This window comes from Agrobacterium sp. LAD9 (assembly GCF_003031125.1).
In the GTDB taxonomy this organism is placed as follows: Bacteria; Pseudomonadota; Alphaproteobacteria; order Rhizobiales; family Rhizobiaceae; genus Agrobacterium; species Agrobacterium radiobacter.
This window is the reverse complement of the sequence record NZ_PHGS01000029.1, coordinates 216,312-237,503: the sequence shown is the minus strand read 5'-3', so window position 1 is coordinate 237,503 and position 21,192 is coordinate 216,312. Positions and strand designations below refer to the sequence as shown.

The 21,192-nt window shown below is 59.2% G+C and carries 12 protein-coding genes and 1 pseudogene; 6 read left to right on the top strand and 7 right to left on the bottom strand.

The genetic code is table 11. The annotated features are described in order from the left end of the window. Nucleotides 1–9: 9 nt before the first annotated feature. The 5 genes from DA915_RS26910 to DA915_RS26890 all read left to right on the top strand — a co-directional run bounded on the left by DA915_RS26910 (nucleotide 10) and on the right by DA915_RS26890 (nucleotide 5,067). Nucleotides 10–831 carry an ABC transporter ATP-binding protein gene (locus DA915_RS26910; protein ID WP_077998766.1) on the top strand — a complete coding sequence of 274 codons (822 nt, stop codon included), beginning with the start codon at nucleotides 10–12 and terminating at the stop codon, nucleotides 829–831. Beyond that, nucleotides 818–1,594, top strand: a complete 777-nt coding sequence (locus DA915_RS26905; RefSeq protein WP_080864649.1) for an ABC transporter permease — start codon at nucleotides 818–820, stop codon at nucleotides 1,592–1,594. The genes DA915_RS26910 and DA915_RS26905 overlap by 14 nt, the downstream gene beginning before the upstream one ends. A 116-nt stretch (nucleotides 1,595–1,710) precedes the next feature. Then, on the top strand, nucleotides 1,711–1,953 hold the full coding sequence (locus DA915_RS26900; protein ID WP_107677812.1) for a hypothetical protein: 243 nt from the start codon (nucleotides 1,711–1,713) through the stop codon (nucleotides 1,951–1,953). Nucleotides 1,954–2,155: 202 nt separating this feature from the next. Further along, on the top strand, nucleotides 2,156–2,731 hold the full coding sequence (locus tag DA915_RS26895; protein ID WP_107677811.1) for a DUF1349 domain-containing protein: 576 nt from the start codon (nucleotides 2,156–2,158) through the stop codon (nucleotides 2,729–2,731). A gap of 392 nt (nucleotides 2,732–3,123) precedes the next feature. Beyond that, nucleotides 3,124–5,067, top strand: a complete 1,944-nt coding sequence (locus DA915_RS26890) for a methyl-accepting chemotaxis protein (RefSeq protein ID WP_107677810.1) — start codon at nucleotides 3,124–3,126, stop codon at nucleotides 5,065–5,067. Between the two features lie 209 nt (nucleotides 5,068–5,276). Here DA915_RS26890 and DA915_RS26885 read toward each other — a convergent pair whose 3' ends face one another. From DA915_RS26885 to DA915_RS26855, 7 genes and pseudogenes are all read right to left on the bottom strand, one after another. Beyond that, nucleotides 5,277–10,469 carry an S-layer family protein gene (locus DA915_RS26885; RefSeq protein ID WP_107677809.1) on the bottom strand — a complete coding sequence of 1,731 codons (5,193 nt, stop codon included), beginning with the start codon at nucleotides 10,467–10,469 and terminating at the stop codon, nucleotides 5,277–5,279. Between the two features lie 312 nt (nucleotides 10,470–10,781). Then, nucleotides 10,782–11,939, bottom strand: coding sequence for a UDP-galactopyranose mutase (gene glf / locus DA915_RS26880; protein WP_107677808.1), 1,158 nt, complete (start codon nucleotides 11,937–11,939; stop codon nucleotides 10,782–10,784). A 102-nt stretch (nucleotides 11,940–12,041) separates the two neighbouring features. Then, nucleotides 12,042–14,003, bottom strand: coding sequence for a tetratricopeptide repeat protein (locus DA915_RS26875; protein WP_244600794.1), 1,962 nt, complete (start codon nucleotides 14,001–14,003; stop codon nucleotides 12,042–12,044). 303 nt (nucleotides 14,004–14,306) lie between these two features. Next, nucleotides 14,307–15,272: a glycosyltransferase family 2 protein gene (locus DA915_RS26870; RefSeq protein ID WP_107677806.1), complete on the bottom strand. Its 966-nt coding sequence runs from the start codon at nucleotides 15,270–15,272 to the stop codon at nucleotides 14,307–14,309. Nucleotides 15,273–15,365: 93 nt separating this feature from the next. Beyond that, entirely contained in the window at nucleotides 15,366–18,308 is a 2,943-nt protein-coding gene (locus DA915_RS26865) for an S-layer family protein (RefSeq protein ID WP_107677832.1), read from the bottom strand. Nucleotides 18,309–19,017: 709 nt separating this feature from the next. Next, nucleotides 19,018–19,122 (bottom strand): annotated as a pseudogene (locus DA915_RS29350) (LysR family transcriptional regulator); the annotation flags it as partial. Between the two features lie 29 nt (nucleotides 19,123–19,151). Continuing rightward, a complete protein-coding gene (locus tag DA915_RS26855; RefSeq protein WP_107677805.1) occupies nucleotides 19,152–20,051 on the bottom strand; it encodes a LysR family transcriptional regulator in 900 nt (299 codons plus the stop codon). 119 nt (nucleotides 20,052–20,170) lie between these two features. On the opposite strand from DA915_RS26855, the gene DA915_RS26850 reads away from it, so the two are divergent. Further along, entirely contained in the window at nucleotides 20,171–21,103 is a 933-nt protein-coding gene (locus DA915_RS26850; RefSeq protein WP_020813625.1) for a VOC family protein, read from the top strand. The last annotated feature ends 89 nt before the right edge of the window (nucleotides 21,104–21,192 follow it).

The following is a 21,192-nucleotide window of genomic DNA, read 5'->3' as shown; positions in this document are numbered from 1 at the left end:
GAGGTCGCCATGTCTTCGCCAGCCAGAAAGCTAGAACCCGTGACGGAACTCAAACCCCAGCCGATGGTGGCAATCGACGACGTGACCATGGCGTTCGGTTCGTTTGTTGCCGTGCAAAACGTAAATCTCAAGGTCGGCGATGGCGAGTTCCTCTCCATCGTTGGGCCGACGGGATGCGGAAAGTCCACCATTCTCAACGCCATCGCGGGCCTGTTGAAGCCAGCGCAGGGCAAGGTTTCCATCGACGGTTCGCTCGTCAAGGGCGTACAGAACAACATCGGATATCTGTTCCAGCAGGACGCGCTTCTTCCCTGGAAGACCGCGTTTCAGAATGTCGAGCTTGGCTTGATGTTCCGCGGCGTTCCCGAAAATGAGCGGCGCGCCAAGGTTCAGGCCTGGCTTGAAAAGGTTGGCCTGAAGGGTTTCGGAGACCGTTTTCCGCACCAGCTCTCCGGTGGACAGCGCAAACGCGTGCAGATGGCGCAGGCGCTCATTACCGAGCCGAAGGTCATCCTGATGGATGAACCCTTCTCCGCATTGGATATTCATACCCGCCACCTCATGCAGAACGAATTGCTGCGCCTGTGGCAGGAGGATCGCCGTGCAGTGGTGATGATCACCCATGATCTGGAAGAGGCGATTGCGCTCGGAGACCGGGTTGTCGTTCTCGCTGCAGGCCCGAAAAGCCGAGTCATCGAGAGTTTCCCTGTCGATCTTGAACGGCCCCGCAACGTTGCGGAAATCAAACTCGATCCAAAATTCATGACGCTCTATCGCGATATATGGGCGTCCCTGCGTGGCGAAGTGGAGAAAAGCTATGCAAGCCGTTAATGTTCGTATCATCCAGATCGTTCTTCTGGTCGTGCTTTTGGGCGGGTGGCAGCTCGGTGTCACCTCGGGCGCCATCGACCGCTTCTTCTTTCCCGCGCCCTATGACATCGTCAAACAGGTGATTGACTGGGTTGCCGATGCCGGTTTTTACAAGCATGTCGGCATCACGCTGAGCGAAACGGTGCTTGGCTATCTCATCGGAACAGGTCTCGGCGTCGGCGCCGGCGTCTGGCTGGGCCTCAGCCCCTTCGTCGCCCGGGTGCTTGATCCGTTCATCAAGGCCGTGAATGCCATTCCGCGTGTCGTTCTGGCCCCGATCTTCGTGCTCTGGCTCGGTCTTGGCCTGTGGTCGAAGGTTGCGCTTGCGGTTACGCTCGTCTTCTTCGTCACGTTCTTCAACGCCATGCAGGGCGTACGCGAAGTGAACCCGGTCGTGCTTTCCAATACCCGCATTCTTGGTGCGAAGCGCTCGGATCTGCTGCGTCATGTCTATTTCCCGGCGGCGGCGAGCTGGATCTTATCGTCGTTGCGCACTTCCGTCGGATTTGCGGTGGTCGGCGCAATCATCGGCGAATATCTGGGAGCTTCCGCTGGCCTCGGTTACCTGATCGCCCGCTCGGAAGGAAACTTCGATGCGGTCGGCGTTTTTGCGGGCATCATCATCCTCGCGGTCTTTGTTCTTGTTATTGACCTCATTCTGGATTTTGCGGAGAAGAGGTTGATTACCTGGCGACCGAATGCAGGCGAGGAGCGTCCTGCGTAAGCGGACTGAAACAGGAATATTCCGTCGGGGGCGGTCCCTGATCGCCCCTTTTAAATGCCTGAGCCTTGCACGCAAAATGGGGCGTTCAAATCCTTCCATCCGCTAGACCAATTGCGATGCTGGACATCTATTACGCCGATTTCGACACCGCCTTCATGCCGCCGGACTCGGGCTGCCTCGAACTCGCCGGCTCCATCGATCTTGATGCGCACCGTTTGCTTGCGGCCCTGTTCGACAAGGGCCGGCAGGCTGGCACGGACCTCAGCTACTTCGAAGACGCGCTGCTTGAACCCGCGCAGGTCACGATATTGCTGAACATCCTCCTGACAAACGAATATGTTCTGAAACGTAACGCGTGAAAGCAGATGGCGAGCTCTCTTCTGGCTTGCCTTTGGCGAGATGCTCCTATTGGCCGGAGGCTTTACGCTGCTTTTGCTTGTGCTGCTGGTGCCTTCGCGGCTTCTAAGCTTCCCGATCGCAGGTGCATGTGTGCTGGCCAGCCTGCCTCTCTCGACGTATAACTCCACCGATTCCGTCGTATGAACGAAGCTAGGGATACCCATGTTCGAGAGGTGTGTTTGGCATAATGAGCCGCAGCAATGGTCGCTCGATAACCAGGTCCTCCACGTCACCACTGATAAAGGCTCCGATTTCTGGCGTGAGACCTACTATGGCTTTACGCGCGATAGCGGGCACTTCTTCGGAATGGAATGGCAGGGGGATTTCACCGCTTCATTGCGGATCCATGGACGTTATGAGGAACTGTACGATCAGGCAGGGATCATGGTCCGGATCGATGAGTCACACTGGATCAAGGCGGGTATCGAATTGTCGGACGGTGTTGCCTGCATCGGCAATGTGCTAACTCTGGGTCGCTCCGACTGGTCCACAACTGCCTACGCAGGCGACGCGTCTGATCTGTATCTGCGCGTCACCGTTGCGGATGGCGTGCTGCGCGTTCAAACATCCGCTGATGGAATCCGCTGGCCTCTTCTGAAACTTTGCCCGTTTCCAAAATCGCCATTCTATCAGGTCGGACCCATGTGCTGCACACCGGAGCGCGAGGGCCTGGAGGTCAGGTTTTCCGAGTTCCGTGTTGGACCTCCGCTCGGCAAAGCCCTTCATGACCTGACGTGAGAAATATCGGAAAAATCATCCGTTGCGGAGCCGAGCCATCTTGCTATCGGTCAGCCCTATGGCGTCGGTTTCCGGCATAGCCGCGGAGGCCGCCGCTACACGTGAAAATGATGCCTGAACGCTTTTGCGGTGCAGCGGATTGTCAGCACTTGCATAGTCCGGGTAACACTTCATTTAGTGATTTTGTGAAATCTAAAATACGCAGGTTCCAAGGTTTCATCGGCGGAGCCGGTAGAACAAGCGGAGCCACCTAGACCTGCCTGGCGGCGGTTCGAAAATGGCTCTCGCTTGTCGCCCTATGAGGAGGGGCAACAGCTACCCGCGATGTTTCATCATATATTCCCCGGCCTCCCGCGAGGGCGGCTGGAGGAGTGCTTGCCTTGAGGCCATTCATGTCTTTCCTGAAGAATACCAAGATAAAAACGAAGGTCGTTTTTGTCATCTCGTTGATGAGCCTGATGTCGCTTTCCGGAATAAGCTACGTCAGCCTGCAATATCAAAAAACCGACAACGTCTATAGCGACTTCATCGGCCATGAGGCCCTTGCTGCGGTTCTGAACGCCAGAACCAGCGGAAACCTCAATGCGCTTGGCATGCAGATGCTTCGCGCCAGCCTCAACGACCCGGCCAGTGGTGATTTCGAAGCTGCCGTCAAAACCTTCAGAGCCGACCGGAAGCAGCTCGAGGAACGCCAGAACAAGATCATGGAGCTGGTGCCGGCGCGCACGGATGCCGCCCGCGATATCCTCAAGGGTGTTGTCGAAGTCGAAGAGATCGGCAATCAGGTCATCGCCCTCATGCAGGCAGGGCAACGCGCCGAAGCGCAACAGATGGCGCTCAACGTGCTTCGAAAAATTGCCGAAGTCTCGCCAAAGATCAGTGCCGGCAATGAGCAGCTCATCCAGGTCATGAATGAGGGGAGAGAGCGCCTCACAGCCAGCACCAATACGACGATCTGGACGGGCCTGATTACGCTCGCGCTCGTTTCTCTGGCTGTGATCGCACTTGGCCTGCTTGTTTCCTCCCGAGGCATCACCACCCCGATTGCGCGGCTTCGTGCGCGCATGGAATCGCTGGCGGCCGGTGATACGGCGAGCGAAATCGCCGGAATGGATCGCAGGGATGAAGTTGGCCAGATGGCCGCCGCCGTTCAGGCATTTCGCGAAGGCGCAATCGAGCGCCTCCGGCTTGAGAATGAAACGGAGGCCAACCGGTCGACTTCGGAAAAGGACCGGATCGAGCGCGAGAAACAGAAGGCCAGGGAAGCTGCCGACGTACAGTTTGCCGTCGACAATCTTGCCACAGCCCTTTCGAAGATTGCCCAGGGCGACGTCACTTACCGGATCGTTCAGCCATTTGTCTCCGGCCTTGACGGTATCCGTGGTGATTTCAACCGGGCTGCGGAGCAGTTGCAGTCGACCTTGAGCCAGGTAGCGCAGAACGCACGCGGCATTGATGCCGGCGCCAACGAGATCAGGTCTGCGGCAGACGATCTGGCGAGACGCACGGAGCAGCAGGCTGCCGCCGTCGAAGAGACTGCGGCTGCGCTGGAAGAGATCACCACGACGGTGAAAGACGCCACGAAACGGGCGCAGGAAGCGGGTCACCTCGTCGGCCGCGCAAAAGTCGGCGCTGAAAAGTCCGGGGAGGTGGTGCAGCAGGCCGTCGCGGCAATGGAGCAGATCTCGACATCCGCCAATGAGATTTCCAATATCATCGGCGTGATCGACGAGATCGCGTTCCAAACCAACCTTCTGGCGCTGAATGCGGGCGTTGAAGCAGCCCGTGCGGGAGAGGCGGGCAAAGGCTTTGCCGTTGTCGCGCAGGAAGTTCGCGAACTGGCGCAGCGCTCCGCCGGCGCCGCCAAGGAGATCAAGAACCTGATCACGACATCGAACGGTCAGGTTCAGCAGGGTGTACAGCTGGTTGGCGAAACCGGCAGGGCGCTGGAACTGATCGTGACGGAGGTGAAGGAAATCAACCGGCACGTTGCGGCCATCGCGGAATCGGCGCAGGAGCAATCCTCAGGTCTTCAGCAGATCAATACGGCCGTGAACCAGATGGATCAGGACACCCAGAAGAACGCCGCCATGGTGGAGGAAAGCACTGCCGCCAGCCACGGCCTTGCGCGCGAGGCGTCTTCGCTGAACGGGCTGATCGCCCAGTTCAAACTGTCGGAAGGTTCGTTCAGCGAGGCCGCTGCGCCAGTGCGTTCGGCTTCACCTGCCGACAGGCCCGCTCGTTCTCCCGCCCGCGCCCTGGGCGGCAGGATCAAGGCTGCGTTTTCCGGCAATGCGGCATTGAATACCGCGGCGGATAATTGGGAGGAGTTTTGATCCTTGCCCTGCTTTTAGGCCGCCCTCAGCTGAGGGACTGAAAGCACCGCTTTGAACATTGGCACCGGGGATCGGAGGTTTTGGAACCTGATCCCCGGTGTTCTGCTTTTGGGCGATATCAGCCCGGAACTGCCATCCATCTATGCGCTTGCATGGTGGTCAAGCCGGCTGGGGCTTCACCGGTTTTCAGGTCTGCTCACGAGCGAAAGTCAGACGTCCAGGTAGGACAAAATGGTTGCAGCGACGTCAGACGCCTCCTGCTTCTCACTCGAAGCGTTCGTTGATGTATCGGTCCCGGCTGCATTGTCCGGGGTCGCAGCCTGCTGCTCGGTGGTTGAGATGAAGGAGGCGATATCCTGCACGGAGCTGTTTGTGGGCTTTGCGCTATTTAATGCCGTAACCTGCGCCGAGGTCATGGCGGCGATCTGACCTGGCGTGAAGGCGGCCGCCTGGGATGTCGTCAAGGCAGCGAGCGTACCGGTGCTCAATCCCGAGATCGCGCTCGAACTCAAGCTGATGATCTGCTCGGTGGAAAATGTTGTGAGGTCGTCGCCGCCAAGCGCGGCTGCCTGCATCGCATTGAGGGCGCTGACCTGGGACAGTGACAGCGCTCCGATTTGCGCAGATCCCATTGCCGCCACCTGGCCGTAGCTCAGCGCGGCCACCTGGCTTGTCGTCAAGGCGGCGATCTCCTGAGGCGACAGGGACGCTACAACGGCGGTGGACAACCCCCTGATCGCCGTCGAATTGATGGCAGCAAGCTCGCCGGTCGAGAATGTTGCCAGATCTTCAGTCGTCAACCCCGCAAGTCCGGCCGAACTTAGTGCGGCGATCTGGTTTGTAGAGAGTGCTTCGATCTGATCCCTGCCAAGGGCGTTGATCTGATCGCCAGTCAATCCGGCGACGCCAGCCGTACTGAGGGCTGCCACCTCAGCGGTGGAAAGAGCGGCGATAAAGCCCGTGGACAGTCCCTTTATCGCGCTTGAACCAATCGCGGCGAGTTCTTCCGTTGAGAAGGTTTCCAGCATCTCCGCAGACAGGCCCTTGAGCGCATCCGAATTCAACGATGCGATCTGACGGGTGGATAATGCCTGAACCTGTTCAATGCTCAACGCGCCGGTCTGTGCGCTGCCAAGGCCTGCGATCGCCTTGGCGTCCAGAGCAGCTATCTGGTTTACGGAAAGGGAGGCGATGTCGGCCGTATCCAAAGCCGCAACCTGTTTGGAGGTGAGGGCGGCGATCTGGGCATTGGTCAGCGCGTTCACCTGACCGGTGCCGAGGGCGGCGATCTGGTCCGTGGTCAGACCCGGCACTGCCGCCGCACCCAAGGCTGCGATCTGAGCTGTCGTCAGCGAAGCGATCGTTGCTGCCGACAGGCCCGAGACCGCACTCGAGCTGATGGCAGCCAGCTCAGCGGCGGTGAATGTATCGAGATCATCGGCGCCAAGGGCCGCAATCTGTTTCGAACCGAGAGCACCGATCTGAGCGCTGGTGAAGGCCTCGACCTGAGCGGTGTTGAGGGCCGTGATCTGATCAGCGGTCAGGCCTGCCGCGCCCGCCGTGCTGAGGGCGGCGATCTGGGCTGCTGAAAGCGAGGCGATGCCGGCTACGCTGAGAGCCGCAACCTGCTTGGAGGTGAGGGCGCCGACCTGGGCGCTGGTGAGGGCCTCGACCTGGGTGATGCTGAGCGCCGCGATCTGGTCGGTGGTCAGGCCGGGTAGCGCCGCCGTGCCCAGGGCCGCGATCTGAGCTGTCGTCAGCGAAGCGATTGCAGCCGTCGACAGGCCCGAGATTGCACTCGAGCTGATGGCAGCCAGTTCGGCGGCGGTGAATGTATCAAGATCATCGGCGCTAAGCGCCGCAATCTGTTTTGCGCTGAGAGCACCGATCTGAGCACTGGTGAGGGCCTCGACCTGAGCGGTGTTGAGGGCCGCGATCTGGTCAGTGGTCAGGCCGGCTATACCCGCGGTGCTGAGCGCGGCTATCTGGGTTGCCGAAAGCGAGGCGATGCTGGCCACGCTGAGAGCCGCAACCTGTTTGGAGGTGAGGGCACCCACCTGGGTACTCATCAGGGCGTCCACCTGATCACTGGTCAGGACGGCGACCTGTCCGGTGTTCAGTCCACCAATGCCGGCCGTGCTCAACGCTGCGATCTGAGCCGTGGTCATCGACGCCACGGTTTCCGCTGACAGACCTGGGACGGCATTCGAACTGATCGCCGCGATGTCCTTGGTCGAGAACGTTGCTATGTCATCCGTACTCAAGACTGCAATCTGTTTCGAGCTGAGAGCACCGACCTGGATATCGGTCAGGGCCTCGACCTGCGTGGTGTCGAGGGCCGCGATCTGATCAGTGGTCAGGCCCGTTATACCGCCGGTGCTGAGGGCGGCGATCTGGGCCGCCGAAAGCGAGGCAATGTCAGCCACGCTGAGAGCCGCAACCTGTTTGGAGGTGAGCGCAGCAATCTGGGTATTGGTCAGAACGTCCACCTGATCACCAGTCAAGGCGGCGACCTGTCCCGTGCTCAGCGCGCCGATGCCGGCCGTACTCAGCGCGGCGATCTGCGCTGTTGTCAGCGACGCTATGGTTTGCGTTGACAGGCCCGGGACCGCATTCGAACTGAGCGCGGCAATGTCTCTGGTCGAGAACGTTGCGATATCGTCTGCGCCCAGGGCCGCTACCTGCGTCGAGCTGAGTGCGCCGACCTGGGCGCTGGTCAAGGCCTCGACCTGAGCGGTACTCAAGGCGGCGACCTGCCCGGTGCTCAGTGCGCCAATGCCCGCCGTGCTCAGCGCCGCAATCTGGGCTGTCGTCAGCGACGCCATGGTTTCCGTTGATAAACCCGCGACCGCATTCGGACTGATCGCGGCGATGTCCTTGGTCGAGAATGTCGCAATGTCGTCCGCGCTCAAGGCCGCTATCTGTTTGGAGCTGAGAGCGCTGACCTGGGCGGTGGTCAAGGCCTCGACCTGGGCGATGCTCAGGGCGGCGATCTGCACGGTGCTCAACGCAGCGATGCTTTGCATATTCAGGGCGGCAATCTGGGCTGTCGTCAGGGAGGCGATGGTCTCCGCCGACAATCCTGAGATCGCACTCGAACTGATCGCGGCGATGTCCTTGGTCGTGAATTTCGCCAGATCGTCCGTTCCCAGCTGCGCAATCTGTGTGGAACCGAGATTGACGATCTGCGCACTCGTCAGGGCTTCAGCCTGGCTGGTGCTGAGGGTCGCCAGTTGCTGCGAGCTGAGTCCCGCAATGCCCGCAGCGCTCAGGGAGGCAATCTGGGCGGTTGAAAGAGCGGCTATGTCGTCTGTACCAAGGGTGGCGACCTGTGCCGCGCTCAGCCGCCCCATCTGCTTGGTCGACAGTCTGGAAACCTGATCGGTGCTGAGGGCGGCGATCTGGCTGCTCGAAAGTCCGACGATGCCAGAGGTGCTCATTGCCGCGAGCTGGGCCACGGAAAGCGATGCGATATTGTCCGTGCTCAACGCTGCAATCTGTCCCGAGCTGAGAGCTCCGATCTGGACGGTGGTCAAGGCCGAGAACTGATCGATGCTGAGGGCTGCAATCTGATCCGTGGTCAGACCCTTGACGCCCGCAGCACTCAACATGGCTGTTTGGTTGGTGGACAAGGCGGTCACATCGTTGCCCAGGGCGGCGACCTGTGCTGCGCTCAATGCCTTGATCTGCGCGGCGGATAGAAGGCTGACCTGATTGCCGCTCAGGGCTTCGATCTGGTCGGAGGTCAGGCCGGTAATAGCACTGGTGCTCAGGGCACCGATCTGAGCCGTGGTGAGGGCTGCGATAACATCCGTGTTCAGGCCCGGCATGGCTCTGTTGGTGATGGCTGCGATATCGGCGGTCGAGAATGTCGCCAGATCTTCAATGCTCAGGGCCGCAATTTGCGTTGAACTCAGTGACTTCACCTGTGTCGGCGACAGGGCCTCGACCTGGCCGGTGCTCAATGCTTCGACCTGATCGGCCGTCAGGCCGGCGATGGCGCTGGTGGTCAGGGCTGCGATCTGGGCGGTGGTCAGCGCCGCGATTGCGTCCGTGCTGAGGCCGGCCATGGCCTTGCTCGTGATCGCCGCAATATCGGCGGTCGAAAATGTCGCTATGTCCTCCGCGCTCAGAGCCGCAAGTTGTACCGAGTTCAGCAGCTTCACCTGTGCCGAGGACAGGGCTTCGACCTGCTGGGTACTAAAGACTTCGATCTGATCGGCGATCAGGTTTGCGATCACCCCTGTGTTGAGGGCGGCAATCTGAGCGGTTGACAGGGCCTCGATCTGAGCAGCGCTCAGGGCCTGGAATTGCGCGACGCCAAGCGCGTTCATCTGGGCCGTCGTCAATGCGGCGACCTGATCTCTGGTAAGCGCGCCGATCGTCTCCGTGCCCAGACGTGGCATGGCTTTGGCGGTGATCTCCGCGATATCGGCGGTTGAGAATGTCGCTATATCCTCCGCACTCAGGGCCACGAATTGTGCTGCACTCAACGATCTCACCTGTGCCGGTGACAGGGCTTCGACCTGGCTCGTGCTTAAGGCGGCGATGTGCGTTGTTTTGAGCGCGGCAATCTGAGCCGTCGTCAATGCGGCGATCTGGGCGGTGCTCAGGCTTTCGATCTGGTCGATTGTCAGACCCGCAATCGCACTTGCATTGAGGGCGGCGATCCGATCAGGGGTAAACTCTGCGATTGCTTCGGTGCTGAGGCCCGGCATGGCTTTGACGGTAATCGCCGCGATGTCGGCGGTGGAGAATGTCGCTATGTCATCTGTGCCGAGGGCCGCGAGTTGCATCGAGCTCAACACCCTGACCTGTGCCGGCGTAAGAGCTTCGGCCTGATCCGGGCTCAGGACCGCGATCTGGTCGGTTGTCAGGCTTGCAACGGCGCTTGTGCTCAGGGCCGCGATTTGATCCGGGGTCAGACCTGCAATCACTTCCGTGCTTAGGCCCGGCACGGCTCTGTTCGTGATCGCGGCCATATCAGCGGTTGAGAATGTTGCGATATCTTCCGCGCTCAGGGCGGCAATTTGCGTCGCACTGAGGGCGCGCACCTGAGATGAGGTCAAAGCCTCCGCCTGATCGGTCGTCAGGGCCTGAAGCTGGGTGGTGGTGAGCGCAGAAACCTGGCTCGAATTCAGACTTTTAATGGCGTATTGATCGAGAATATTGAGTTGATCCAGCGTCAGGCCAACGATGGCGACCTGCGAAATGGCGCTCAACTGTTGCGAGTTGAGGACTTTGACATCCTCTACATCCAATGCCGCGATCTGAGCCGACGAGAGCGCTTTGATCTGCGTTGTGGAAAGCGACGCCACGTCGTCGGTTGTCCAGGCTGCGACCGCCTCTGTCGAAAGATATCTGATCTGATTGACATTCAGGGAAGAAATGATCGACGTCATGTCTGAAAAATCCTAAAGTCCAAGCTTAACAGGTGGATTTTCCGCCCAAGCCCCCCCCAAAGGGGCATCGGTTATTCGGGTCCACCATTTTTCAGATGTTGATTACGCAATCGGGCTTGCCTGAACCTGAAGTTGCTGCGCTTCAGCCGATCTCCCTTTGCGATACTGTCTTCAACGCCACAAATGCGACAGGCGCTGGCCTGCTGTCAGAGGCGAGGGACGTCATGTCATGCGGGAAAAATGTTGATGAACTCCGGCCAAGCCGGAGTGTCAAATGCCTGCATTTATGGAGAAGAACGCGACAGATCCGTCTCAGACGGGCGAATGCAGAAATGCCGGCATGGGAGCACCCTCCGATTGCCTGGCGAGATAGAGCCGGGCGGTATCGAGCGCCTCTCGAATGGTCGCGTCCATGTCGAGGTAACGATAGGTCCCCAGCCGTCCGACAAAGGTTACCGACACTTCCCGTTCGGCACGCGCTACATATTCGGCAAGCTGTTCTTTGTCTTCGACCAGCCGGATGGGATAATAGGGAATGTCCTGTGGGCCGCATTCATGGGAGAACTCCCTGTAGCAGACCGAGCCTACATGTTCCTCCCAGGGAGAAAAGTGCTTGTGTTCGGTGATGCGGGTAAAGGGTACCGCAACATCGCCATAGTTCATCACCGCGCAGCCCTGGTAGTCGCCGTCATAGGTGAAGCGTTCGAAGTTCAGCGTCCGGTATGCCAGGCGACCGAATTCGAAGTCGAAATAACCGTCAAGCGGACCGGAATAGAAAACGTGACCGGAGGCGGGCGCCTCGGTGCGCTGGAAATGTGTGCCAAGCCTGACGGTGATGTTCGGATGATCGAGGATGCGCTCGATCATGTCCGTATAGCCGGTTTCCGGCATGCCCTGATATTTGTGGAAGAAATAGTTGTCGTCATAGTTGAAGCGCACCGGCAGGCGCTTCAGGATCGAGGCCGGCAGCTCTGTCGGCGAGCAGCCCCATTGCTTCTCGGTATATCCCTTGAAGAAGGCCTCATAGAGATCGCGGCCGACGAAGCGTAGCGCCTGCTCCTCAAAGGTCTGTGGGTCGGTAATCGACTTGTCGGCCTTTTCCTCGATGAAGGCCCGGGCTTCATCGGGCCGGAAATTCTTGCCGAAAAACTGGTTGATCGTATGCAGATTGACCGGCAGTGAATAGACGCGCTCGCCGCTCGTCGTCTTGACGCGGTTCTTGTAGGGCATGAACGTCTGGAAGCCGTTCACATAGTCCCAGACTTCCTTGTCGTCGGTATGGAAGATATGCGGACCGTAAACATGCACCATGACGCCAGTCTCACTGTCGCGTTCGGTGTGGCAATTGCCGGCAATGTGGTCGCGGGCGTCGACGATGTCGACCACATGGCCTGCCAGTGCAAGCTCCCGGCCAATGACTGCGCCGGAAAGCCCGGCGCCCACAATGACAATTCTTTCGTCCGCGAACATTGATAATCAGTCCTGTTCATACGTCGCCCGGCGGGCGGTCAAGATTTGCATCGAAGAGCTGCCGTGCAGCGCGTGCCCCGGCCGGTCGAGAATAGTCCGCGCTCAGTTGTCCGGTTTTTGCCAGAGGCGACGGTCATAGGGGATTGGCGCATAGTCGTGCCACTGGGTGAGCTTCTTGAGGTAGCGGTTGCGGTAGCTCTGCTCGTCTTCAAACTCTATGTTCTCGAATACGGCTTCCGCGCCCAGTTCGTAATAGAGATCGAGATTGCTGAGATCCGGCACCGGTGTCTCGCCGCGCTCACATTCGCCCTGCATCTGCCAGAACAGCTCTTCCAGACGTTGCGCCAGAGCGGGAATATCGCGCAACACGCTGGTGTCGCGCTGCCGGGCGATCGATTCTCTAACCTCCAGAAGGCTCTTCCGGTCGTGTTCGAAACCGATGGCGCGGGCGACATAATCTTCCGGCGAAGAACAAATCATTTCCGGAACACCCGCTGCCGTGACGATGCTGCCGCAGAAGCGCGCCGCAAATGTCTTGCCGGGCATGGTGAGGACGGGCAGGCCGGATGTTATCGCATCCGCGGCCGTGGAGTGAGCGCCATAAGGGAACGTATCCAGAAACAGATCGGCGACGCCGATACGGGCAATATGTTGCGGGTTCGGGACCTTCGGCGCAAATACGAGCCGTTCCGGTGCGACGCCGCTTTTTTCTGCGATGCCTTGCAGGCGTTGATTGACATCTTCGTCGCCCGCCAGCAGCCACAACAGGCTGCCGGGCGTTTCAGACAGGATCGTCATCCATCGCGCAAAGCAGCTTTCGGTGATCTTCTGCATGCCGTTGAAGCTGGCATAAACGAATGCATCCTCCGGCAGCCCGACCTCGGCCCGGCTTGGCCGGGCGGCGATGGGCCGCTTGCGGTCAAGCGGCTGGTCACAGGCGATGCGCAGGACTTTTTCGGAGTAATAGATGTCGTTCTCCGGCGGGATCATGTAGCCGTCAGAGATCAGGTAATGATGGAAGGGGCTTCCCATCGATCCGGGGTAGCCGCAGAAACTGACGATAACAGGCGCGGGACGATAGGCGAAAATCTTCGTGCGCGCGTCCTTGGTGTAGCCATTCACGTCGATCAGGATATCGATGTCGTCGGAGATGATCTGCGAGGCCGCTGCGGCATCGTCGAGGCCATGGATATCCCGCCAGCAATGAACCGCTGCCTTGATCCGCTCCTGCGTGCTGTCAGTGTTGCGGACGTTACCGCAATAATAGGCGAAGACCTCAAGGCTGTTCTTGTCATGCAACTCCAGAACCTCGCAAAGAGCGAAGCCGACGGCATGATCGCGAAGATCCGACGAGAGGTAGCCGACGCGCAGCCGCTCACCGGTCCCCGACTTCTGCTTCGGTGATCTGCGCGGAAAACGACTGAGGTCCGGGCGCGTGCCGACCACCGTTTTGCTATAGCGATATGCCTTGGCCAGCTGGAACATCGGATCGTCGGCGTAACAGCTCAGCGTCAGCGACGACATGGCGTCGAGCATCTTGCGGGCAGGGACGTGGTTCGAGGGCGCAAGCACCGGCCATTTGCACTGCCGCTGCCGCAATGACACCCAGTGCTGGCCTGCTTCCGGCAATTCCGGCCGCAGCTCGAACGCCTGCAGCAAGGCGGTCTCAGCGTCATCAAGCTTTCCAGCGCCTTCGAGGACCCGGCCGATGTTCTGCAGGGCCATATGCCGATGGCCCACCGCTTCGGCGTCGAGATGTTTCGTCGTCTCGGCATAATGCGACCACTGTTCCACAGCCTGGCCGATCAATCCGCTATCTTCAAGGACACGGCCGAGATTGATGTGGCCGGGAGCGAATTGCGGATTGGCCTTCAAACAGGCGCGGAATGCCTGTACGGCGCCCGCGCGGTCGCCGAGCTGGCTGAGCGCGACGGCATAGTTGAAATAGGCAAGATGAATGACGGGATTGTTGTCGTTGAATGCGACCCAGGTCTTGTAGAGTTCCACAGCAGCGGCTCGTTGGCCGGCGGCATTGAGCGCCTCGGTCACGCTCAGCAGATCCATGAGACTTAACCGTTGGTTCCGCGCAAGATCAAGTGCGCTGGGAGCGGTGTCGTCATTTGAAGGAGAGACGTGGTTGGCGGTCATGACATCCTGCGGCAAGGCGACAAAGGGTCGAAGATAAAACGGCCTGTTGATGGGCCGTATTTAGCTATCGCAGGTAACTTGCCTGTGGCTGGATGTGTTTGAGGCGGGGTTGCGTGTCCAGATCAGCCGGCGGCCCGGCGGGGCGAAGGTTTCTCCCAGTCAGGCGCCGGCTTCTGAGGCGTTGATGCTGTCGTGCCGCAATAAGGATCACTCACATGTCTAGCGACGGGAATGTTTCATCCTGTAGCTCGCCAGAGCGATTGACGGGTTTATCCTATAGACACTGTCGAAGTCTTCGTCTGTGAAGTATTGGTATGAATGTGCGACATATTCCCGGAAAAGACCGTGCAGGTCCTCCCGCATCTGCTTGGCCGCCCATTCCAGCAGACCTGCCTTGAAGACGATGAAGATCGGGTAATATTTTGCCCTGAAGATCGGATTTTCCAGGAAAAGCTTTTCGGTGTCTTTCAGCGCCGCGAACATTTCAAGTCGGCGCTCGTCGAAAGTGCTCGTATGCTGCTCCCGTCCCGGGATGAGGCGATGTGTTGTCAGGCTGCTGTTAATGGCCAGAAAGCGCCCGGCATTCATATAGGCTGCCCAATGCGGCAGGATGTCTTCGTTGATCCGCGCCGTGGAGAAGCGCCATTTCGTCTGGTGAATGAAAGATGTCCGCAGTATCTTGTTCCACGGGTAGTTGATCGTCACCAGGAATTGCGCGGTCGAGTCGAGATCGATCATGGCGCTGTCGCGACTACCGAGGACGCTATCCCAGATATTCTTGTCGATAGGCGCCATTTCGCCAGGAGCGCCACCGGCCGTTCTCAGCACGCTATATCTGAATGCCGCGACATCGATATTCGTATCATCCATCAAGGGCAGAACGGTATCGACGGCTCCCCCATGCAGGAGGTCGTCAGCATCGTGAAACAGGCAATATTCGCTGTCGATGGTCGCCAGCGCCCTGTTGCGGGCAACGCCCGGGCCGGTGTTCGTCTCGCTGCGCATCAGCCTTATATTGGCGTGCCGCGCCATGTATTGCGCAACGATGTCGCAGGTATTGTCGGTGGAGGCATCGTCGACAACGACGATATCCATTTCGGTTTCATTACGCAGAACACTGTCGAGTGTCTCGGCGATAAGACTGGCCATGTTGAAGGCCGGAATGATGATGGATATTTTTGCCATGACAGAGACTGAATGTCCTTCTGGGGCATTCTGCAATTAAAATGGTACGACGCGGCCCTGAGCCGCGTCGTAGGTTTTCTGGTCGTTTAAGTCTTATACTGCCTTGTAGGCTTTGATGACCGCCTCGACCTGTGCATCGTTCATGACCTTGAGCTGCTGGGGCGAGAGAGCGCCGGCCTGGGCGCTGTTCAGACCACCAATGGCAGCTGTGGAGAGACCGGCGACGGCATTTGCGCTGATCGCTTTGATCTCATCGGTCGAGAAGAGTGCCAGTTCGCTGCTGTTCAGGGTCGCGATCTGTGCGGAGCTGAGGCCGGAAACCTGATCGGAGTTGAGGGCCTTGATCTGGTCGGTCGACAGGGCCGCGAACTGTGCCGAAGAGAGCGCTGAGGCCTGTGCTTTGCTCAGGGCGGCGACGTTATCGGTGCTCAGCTTGCTGGCATCGAGGCCTGCGAGTGCCTTGGTGCTGATGGCCTTGACCTCGTCGGTCGAGAAGGTGGCAAGGCTATCAGAGGACAGGGCGCCAAGCTGTGCCGAAGACAGGCCAGCGATCTGCGTCTTTGTCAGTGCCGCGGCGTTTGCGGTGCCGAGGCCCGCGAGCGCCGCCGCGGAAAGACCGGCGATGGCATTTGCGCTGATCGCTTTGATCTCATCGGTCGAGAACAGTGCCAGTTCGCTGCTGCTCAGGGTCGCAACCTGGGCGGAGCTGAGACCGGCGACCTGATCGGAGCCAAGGGCCGTGATCTGATCGGTCGAGAGAGCTGCGAACTGTGCCGTGGAAAGTGCTGCGGCCTGTGTTCTGCTCAGGGCGGCGATGTTACCGGTGCTCAGCTTGCTGACGTCGAGGCCTGCGAGTGCCTTGGTGCTGATGGCTTTGACTTCATCGGCGGAGAAGGTGGCAAGGCTGTCGGAAGACAGGGCGTTGAGCTGCGTCGAAGACAGGCCAGCGATCTGCGTCTTTGTTAGAGCGGCAGCGTTTTCGGTGCCGAGACCGGTCAGGGTAAGACCGGCGATGGCATTGGCGCTGAGAGCCTTGATCTCGTCGGTCGAGAACAGCGCCAGTTCGCTGCTGCTCAGGGTGGCGACCTGTGCGGAGCTGAGGCCGGCAACCTGATCAGAGTTAAGGGCCTTGATCTGATCGGTCGAGAGAGCTGCAAACTGCGCCGAGGACAGTGCCGCGGCCTGCGTTCTGCTCAGAGCGGCGATGTTGCCAGTGCTCAGCTTGGTGACGTCGATGCCTGCGAGAGCCTTCGTGCTGATGGCCTTGACTTCATCGGCGGAGAAGGTGGCAAGGCTGTCGGAAGACAGGGCGTTCAGCTGTGTCGAAGACAGGCCAGCGATCTGCGTCTTTGTCAGAGCGGCAGCGTTTTCGGTGCCAAGACCGGTTAGGGTAAGACCGGCAATGGCATTGGCGCTGATGGCCTTGATCTCGTCGGTCGAGAAGAGTGCCAGTTCGCTGCTGTTCAGGGTCGCAACCTGGGCGGAGCTGAGACCGGCAACCTGATCGGAGTTGAGGGCCTTGATCTGATCGGTCGAGAGAGCTGCGAACTGTGTCGAGGACAGTGCCGAAATCTGCGTTCTGCTCAGGGCCGCAATGTTGCCAGTGCTCAGCTTGCTGGCATCAAGACCGGCGAGGGCTCTGGTGCTGATGGCCTTGACCTCGTCGGCAGAGAAGGTGGCAAGGTTGTCGGAGGACAGGGCGTTGAGCTGTGCCGAAGACAGGCCAGCGATCTGCGTCTTTGTCAGTGCGGCGGCGTTTTCTGTACCGAGGCCAGCAAGTGCAGCGGCGGAAAGACCGGCGATGGCATTGGCGCTGATAGCCTTGATCTCGTCAGAGGAGAACAATGCCAGTTCGCTGCTGTTCAGGGTGGCGACCTGTGCGGAGCTGAGACCGGCGACCTGATCGGAGGTGAGTGCCTTGATCTGATCGGTCGACAGGGCTGCGAACTGCGCCGAGGAAAGCGCCGCTGCCTGCGTTCTGCTCAGGGCGGCGATGTTGCCAGTGCTCAGCTTGGTGACGTCGATGCCAGCGAGTGCCTTGGTGCTGATGGCCTTGACTTCATCGGCGGAGAAGGTGGCAAGGCTGTCGGAGGACAGGGCGTTCAGCTGTGTCGAAGACAGGCCGGCGATCTGCGTCTTTGTCAGAGCGGCGGCGTTTTCGGTGCCGAGACCCGCCAGGGTAAGACCGGCGATGGCATTGGCGCTGATGGCCTTGATCTCGTCGGTCGAGAACAGAGCCAGTTCGCTGCTGTTCAGGGTGGCGACCTGTGCGGAGCTGAGACCGGCGATCTGATCGGAGTTGAGGGCCTTGATCTGATCGGTCGACAGGGCTGCGAACTGTGCCGAGGACAGTGCCGAAATCTGCGTTCTGCTCAGGGCGGCGATGTTGCCAGTGCTAAGCTTGGTGACGTCGAGGCCGGCGAGGAGCTTGGTGCTGATGGCCTTGACTTCATCGGCGGAGAAGGTGGCAAGGCTGTCGGAGGACAGGGCGTTCAGCTGCGTCGAAGACAGGGCGGCGATCTGAGACTTTGTCAGAGCGGCGGCGTTTTCGGTGCTGAGGGCAGCAAGTGCAGCCGCAGAAAGGCCGGCAATTGCATTGGCGCTAATGGCCTTGATTTCGTCGGTCGAGAACAGAGCCAGTTCGCTGCTGTTCAGGGTTGCAACCTGTGCGGAGCTGAGACCGGCGACCTGAGCCGAGTTAAGAGCCTTGATCTGGTCGGTTGAGAGGGCGTCGATCTGGCTGGTGTAGAGTGCCGTAACCTGAGACGCCGACAGGCCGCTGATCTGAGCGGAGCTCAGTTTTGCGATCTGGGTCAGGGTCAGTCCCTTAAAGGCGCTTACGGAAATGGCCCGGAGGTCTTCAGAGCTGAAAAGCGCAAGGTTATCTGTGCTCAAAGAGGCGATCTGAGACGACGAGAGGGCCTTGATCTTGGTGCTGTCAAGGGCATTCACGTCTTCAGAGGTTAGGCTGGCAATGGTGGACGTGGAAAGCTTGGAAATCTGCACAGCAGACAGTGAGGAAAGAATCGAAGTCATGAACGTGTCCTTTACCGAATGGCGACTGGTCACGCCTATCTGCCGCCAGACACTGCCCATGATGACAGCGGTCCGACATCCGCAAATAAAGCGAAATTGTGGAGAACATGGCTCATGTGAACCTGCGCTGGAAAGGCATCATGCAATTCGAGCCGGAGAAGGGGGCCCGGATTTTCCACGCTAGCTTGTGCGAATGCCGCTTAATAATTTCCGCCGCTTAACATCTTCGCGACGTGCGTGTCATATCAGGCGAACATTTAAAGCCTAGTTAATATTTGGAGGGGGCGCGTTTATTCTTGATGTTTGCGTATCTTAGAGCTTTATAGAGTATAAAATTGCGAATCCAATTACCCAGTCGGTCGGTTTTCACTGCGGGAAACCAGATATGTCCGCGCTCGTATAAGTAGCGCCCGTTTGAGCAGGCGGGAGCGCAAGGGTTTAATGTTTATTGTCGGTCAAAACGGAACAACAATTCTTGTCGCAAGCTGATTCGCTGATGTAACGGGCGTCAGCCGCAGTCAATAATTTGCTTTGTCTCCTTTATATCGGGTGCCGTGAAGTTTGTTTTTAGGGAGAGGAAGCTGTGATTTCCCGTTTCGTGGATATGGCAATGCTTTAGACGGACAGACGCGGGCCGCGATGATCCGCCACGAATGCCGGCCGGTTTGGGTTCAGGGCGGTTGTTCCGATAGGAGGTCAACCCTCCGTATCAGGCATGATGGCGCAGGGCGTCGATGATCACCTTCATCGCCGGAGACATCTGACGCCTGCTCGGATAATAGAGGTGATAGCCGGTGAAGGGCTCGCTCCAATTGCGTGTCGGCGGGGTTAAGGTTGCCGGCTCTAGTCCAGCATCACCATATGCGCCGGCAATTGCTCTTCGAAGAATTTCGAGAAGGTTGCGATCCGGGGCGGCAGTGCCTGATAGGGCGGATAATAAAGCGTCAGCCAGAGTTCGGGCGGCGCCCAGCCGGGCAGGACATGAACGAGCCGGCCGCTATGGAGATGTTCGGCGATGTTAAATCCCGGCAGCATGGCCACGCCGGCGCCTTCCGCCGCCATGTCGGCCAGAACCTCGCCGCTATTGGCGCTGAATGCACGGCCAGCCGAGATGGCGATGCTTGATCCGCCATCTGACAGGACCCAGTTCTCCCGCCGGCTTTCGCCGCTATAGGCAAGGCAATCGTCAGGGGTCAGTTCGCTTGGATGTTCCATCTGCGTGAACCGGCTGCCCGGGGCCGCCACCAATATTCTCGGCACAGCCCTGATCTTGCGCCAGATGGTGAATTTGTCTGATGGGGCGGACGAGATGCGGATCGCCAGATCGTAATCGTCATCCACGATATTGACCAGGCCGTCCGACAGGGAAATCTCGAAGCACATTTTTGGATAGAGTTCCCGGAAACCCGACAGGATCGGCGGCAGCACCGTCTTGCCGAGCCATGTCGGCGCGCTGATCCTCAGCCGCCCCTCATCAGCCTTATGGGCGTTGCGGACATCGCGCCGGGCATTCTCCAGCGCCTCGACCGCCGGCTGGATCTGTGCGGCGAAGATGGCTCCGTCCGTCGTCAAGGAAACCTGTCGGGTGGTTCGGACAAATAATTGCACACCGAGATCATCTTCAAGCGCGGCAATCGCACGGGTGACGGCGGCCGCCGTCATGCCCAGTTCACGGGCGACCTGCGCGAAGTTGCGCTTTTCGGCCGCCATCAGAAAGGTTTTCAGAGCTTTATGATCGTTCATCTCTATTATTTCAAAAATCGCAATTCATTCGAGAGAAATATTGCAATTCCGCGATGCAATCAAGCGGGTTACATCTCTGTCCATCGAAACGGACACACCAACAACGAAAGGCGCCGCCGATGATCAAGGATATCAAGGGCCTGCACCACGTCACCTCAATGGCGTCGGATGCGCGGCAGAACAACAGTTTCTTCACCGATACGCTCGGCCTGCGCCGGGTCAAAAAAACCGTCAACTTTGACGAACCCAGCGTCTATCACCTTTATTACGGAGACGAAAATGGAACGCCCGGCACGGTCATGACCTATTTTCCCTTCGCCAACATGATGGCCGGCCGTCCCGGCGTCGGCGAGGTGGGCGAGACGCAGTTTTCCATCCCCAAGGGTTCGCTGGGCTTCTGGAAAGAGCGTCTGCTTGCCAAAGGTGCCGCCGGCCTTCAGGCCGACACGGTCTTCGGCGCCGAGCGCCTGCGCTTCACCGGTCCCGATGGCGATGGCCTTGCGCTGATCGAAACGGACAATGATGCCCGTGCCCCCTGGCTGGCCGAGGGTATTTCCGAAGACAGCGCCATACGCGGCTTCACCGGCGCGCGCTTCAATCTGAACGACACGGCCGCGACTGAGGAACTCCTTCGTTTCATGGGCTATGAACGGGCTGATGCTGAAGGCAATGTGACGCGCTTCATCATTCCCGGCGGCAACGGGGCCGACACGATCGATCTTGCGGCCCTGCCGAAGACGCCCTTTGCCCGTCCGGGGGCAGGTTCGGTCCACCATATCGCTTTCGCAGTCGAAAACCGCGAAAAGCAGCTGGAAGTGCGCAAGGCGCTGATGGATACGGGCTATCAGGTCACCCCCGTCATCGACCGCGATTATTTCTGGGCGATCTATTTCCGCACGCCGGGCGGCATTCTGTTCGAAGTCGCCACCAATGAACCCGGTTTCGACCGTGACGAGGATACCGCGCATCTGGGCGAAGCGCTCAAGCTGCCGAGCCGCTACGAGCCTTTCCGCAACCAGATCGAGGCCAACCTCGCTCCCCTTGCGGCATAAAGCGGGTCTCTGATCCGCATCCACTGACCAAAACAGATTTATACTTTTCAAGACGGCTGCCCCTGCCGGGCAGCCGACCGGCGAAGCCT

Bases quoted from the DNA above. Each gene is read 5' to 3' on its own strand.
- DA915_RS26910 (WP_077998766.1), top strand. From the start codon at position 10: ATGTCTTCGCCAGCCAGAAAGCTAGAACCCGTGACGGAACTCAAACCC.
- DA915_RS26905 (WP_080864649.1), top strand. From the start codon at position 818: ATGCAAGCCGTTAATGTTCGTATCATCCAGATCGTTCTTCTGGTCGTG.
- DA915_RS26900 (WP_107677812.1), top strand. From the start codon at position 1,711: ATGCTGGACATCTATTACGCCGATTTCGACACCGCCTTCATGCCGCCG.
- DA915_RS26895 (WP_107677811.1), top strand. From the start codon at position 2,156: ATGTTCGAGAGGTGTGTTTGGCATAATGAGCCGCAGCAATGGTCGCTC.
- DA915_RS26890 (WP_107677810.1), top strand. From the start codon at position 3,124: ATGTCTTTCCTGAAGAATACCAAGATAAAAACGAAGGTCGTTTTTGTC.
- DA915_RS26885 (WP_107677809.1), bottom strand. From the start codon at position 10,469: ATGACGTCGATCATTTCTTCCCTGAATGTCAATCAGATCAGATATCTT.
- glf (WP_107677808.1), bottom strand. From the start codon at position 11,939: ATGTTCGCGGACGAAAGAATTGTCATTGTGGGCGCCGGGCTTTCCGGC.
- DA915_RS26875 (WP_244600794.1), bottom strand. From the start codon at position 14,003: ATGGATCTGCTGAGCGTGACCGAGGCGCTCAATGCCGCCGGCCAACGA.
- DA915_RS26870 (WP_107677806.1), bottom strand. From the start codon at position 15,272: ATGGCAAAAATATCCATCATCATTCCGGCCTTCAACATGGCCAGTCTT.
- DA915_RS26865 (WP_107677832.1), bottom strand. From the start codon at position 18,308: ATGACTTCGATTCTTTCCTCACTGTCTGCTGTGCAGATTTCCAAGCTT.
- DA915_RS26855 (WP_107677805.1), bottom strand. From the start codon at position 20,051: ATGAACGATCATAAAGCTCTGAAAACCTTTCTGATGGCGGCCGAAAAG.
- DA915_RS26850 (WP_020813625.1), top strand. From the start codon at position 20,171: ATGATCAAGGATATCAAGGGCCTGCACCACGTCACCTCAATGGCGTCG.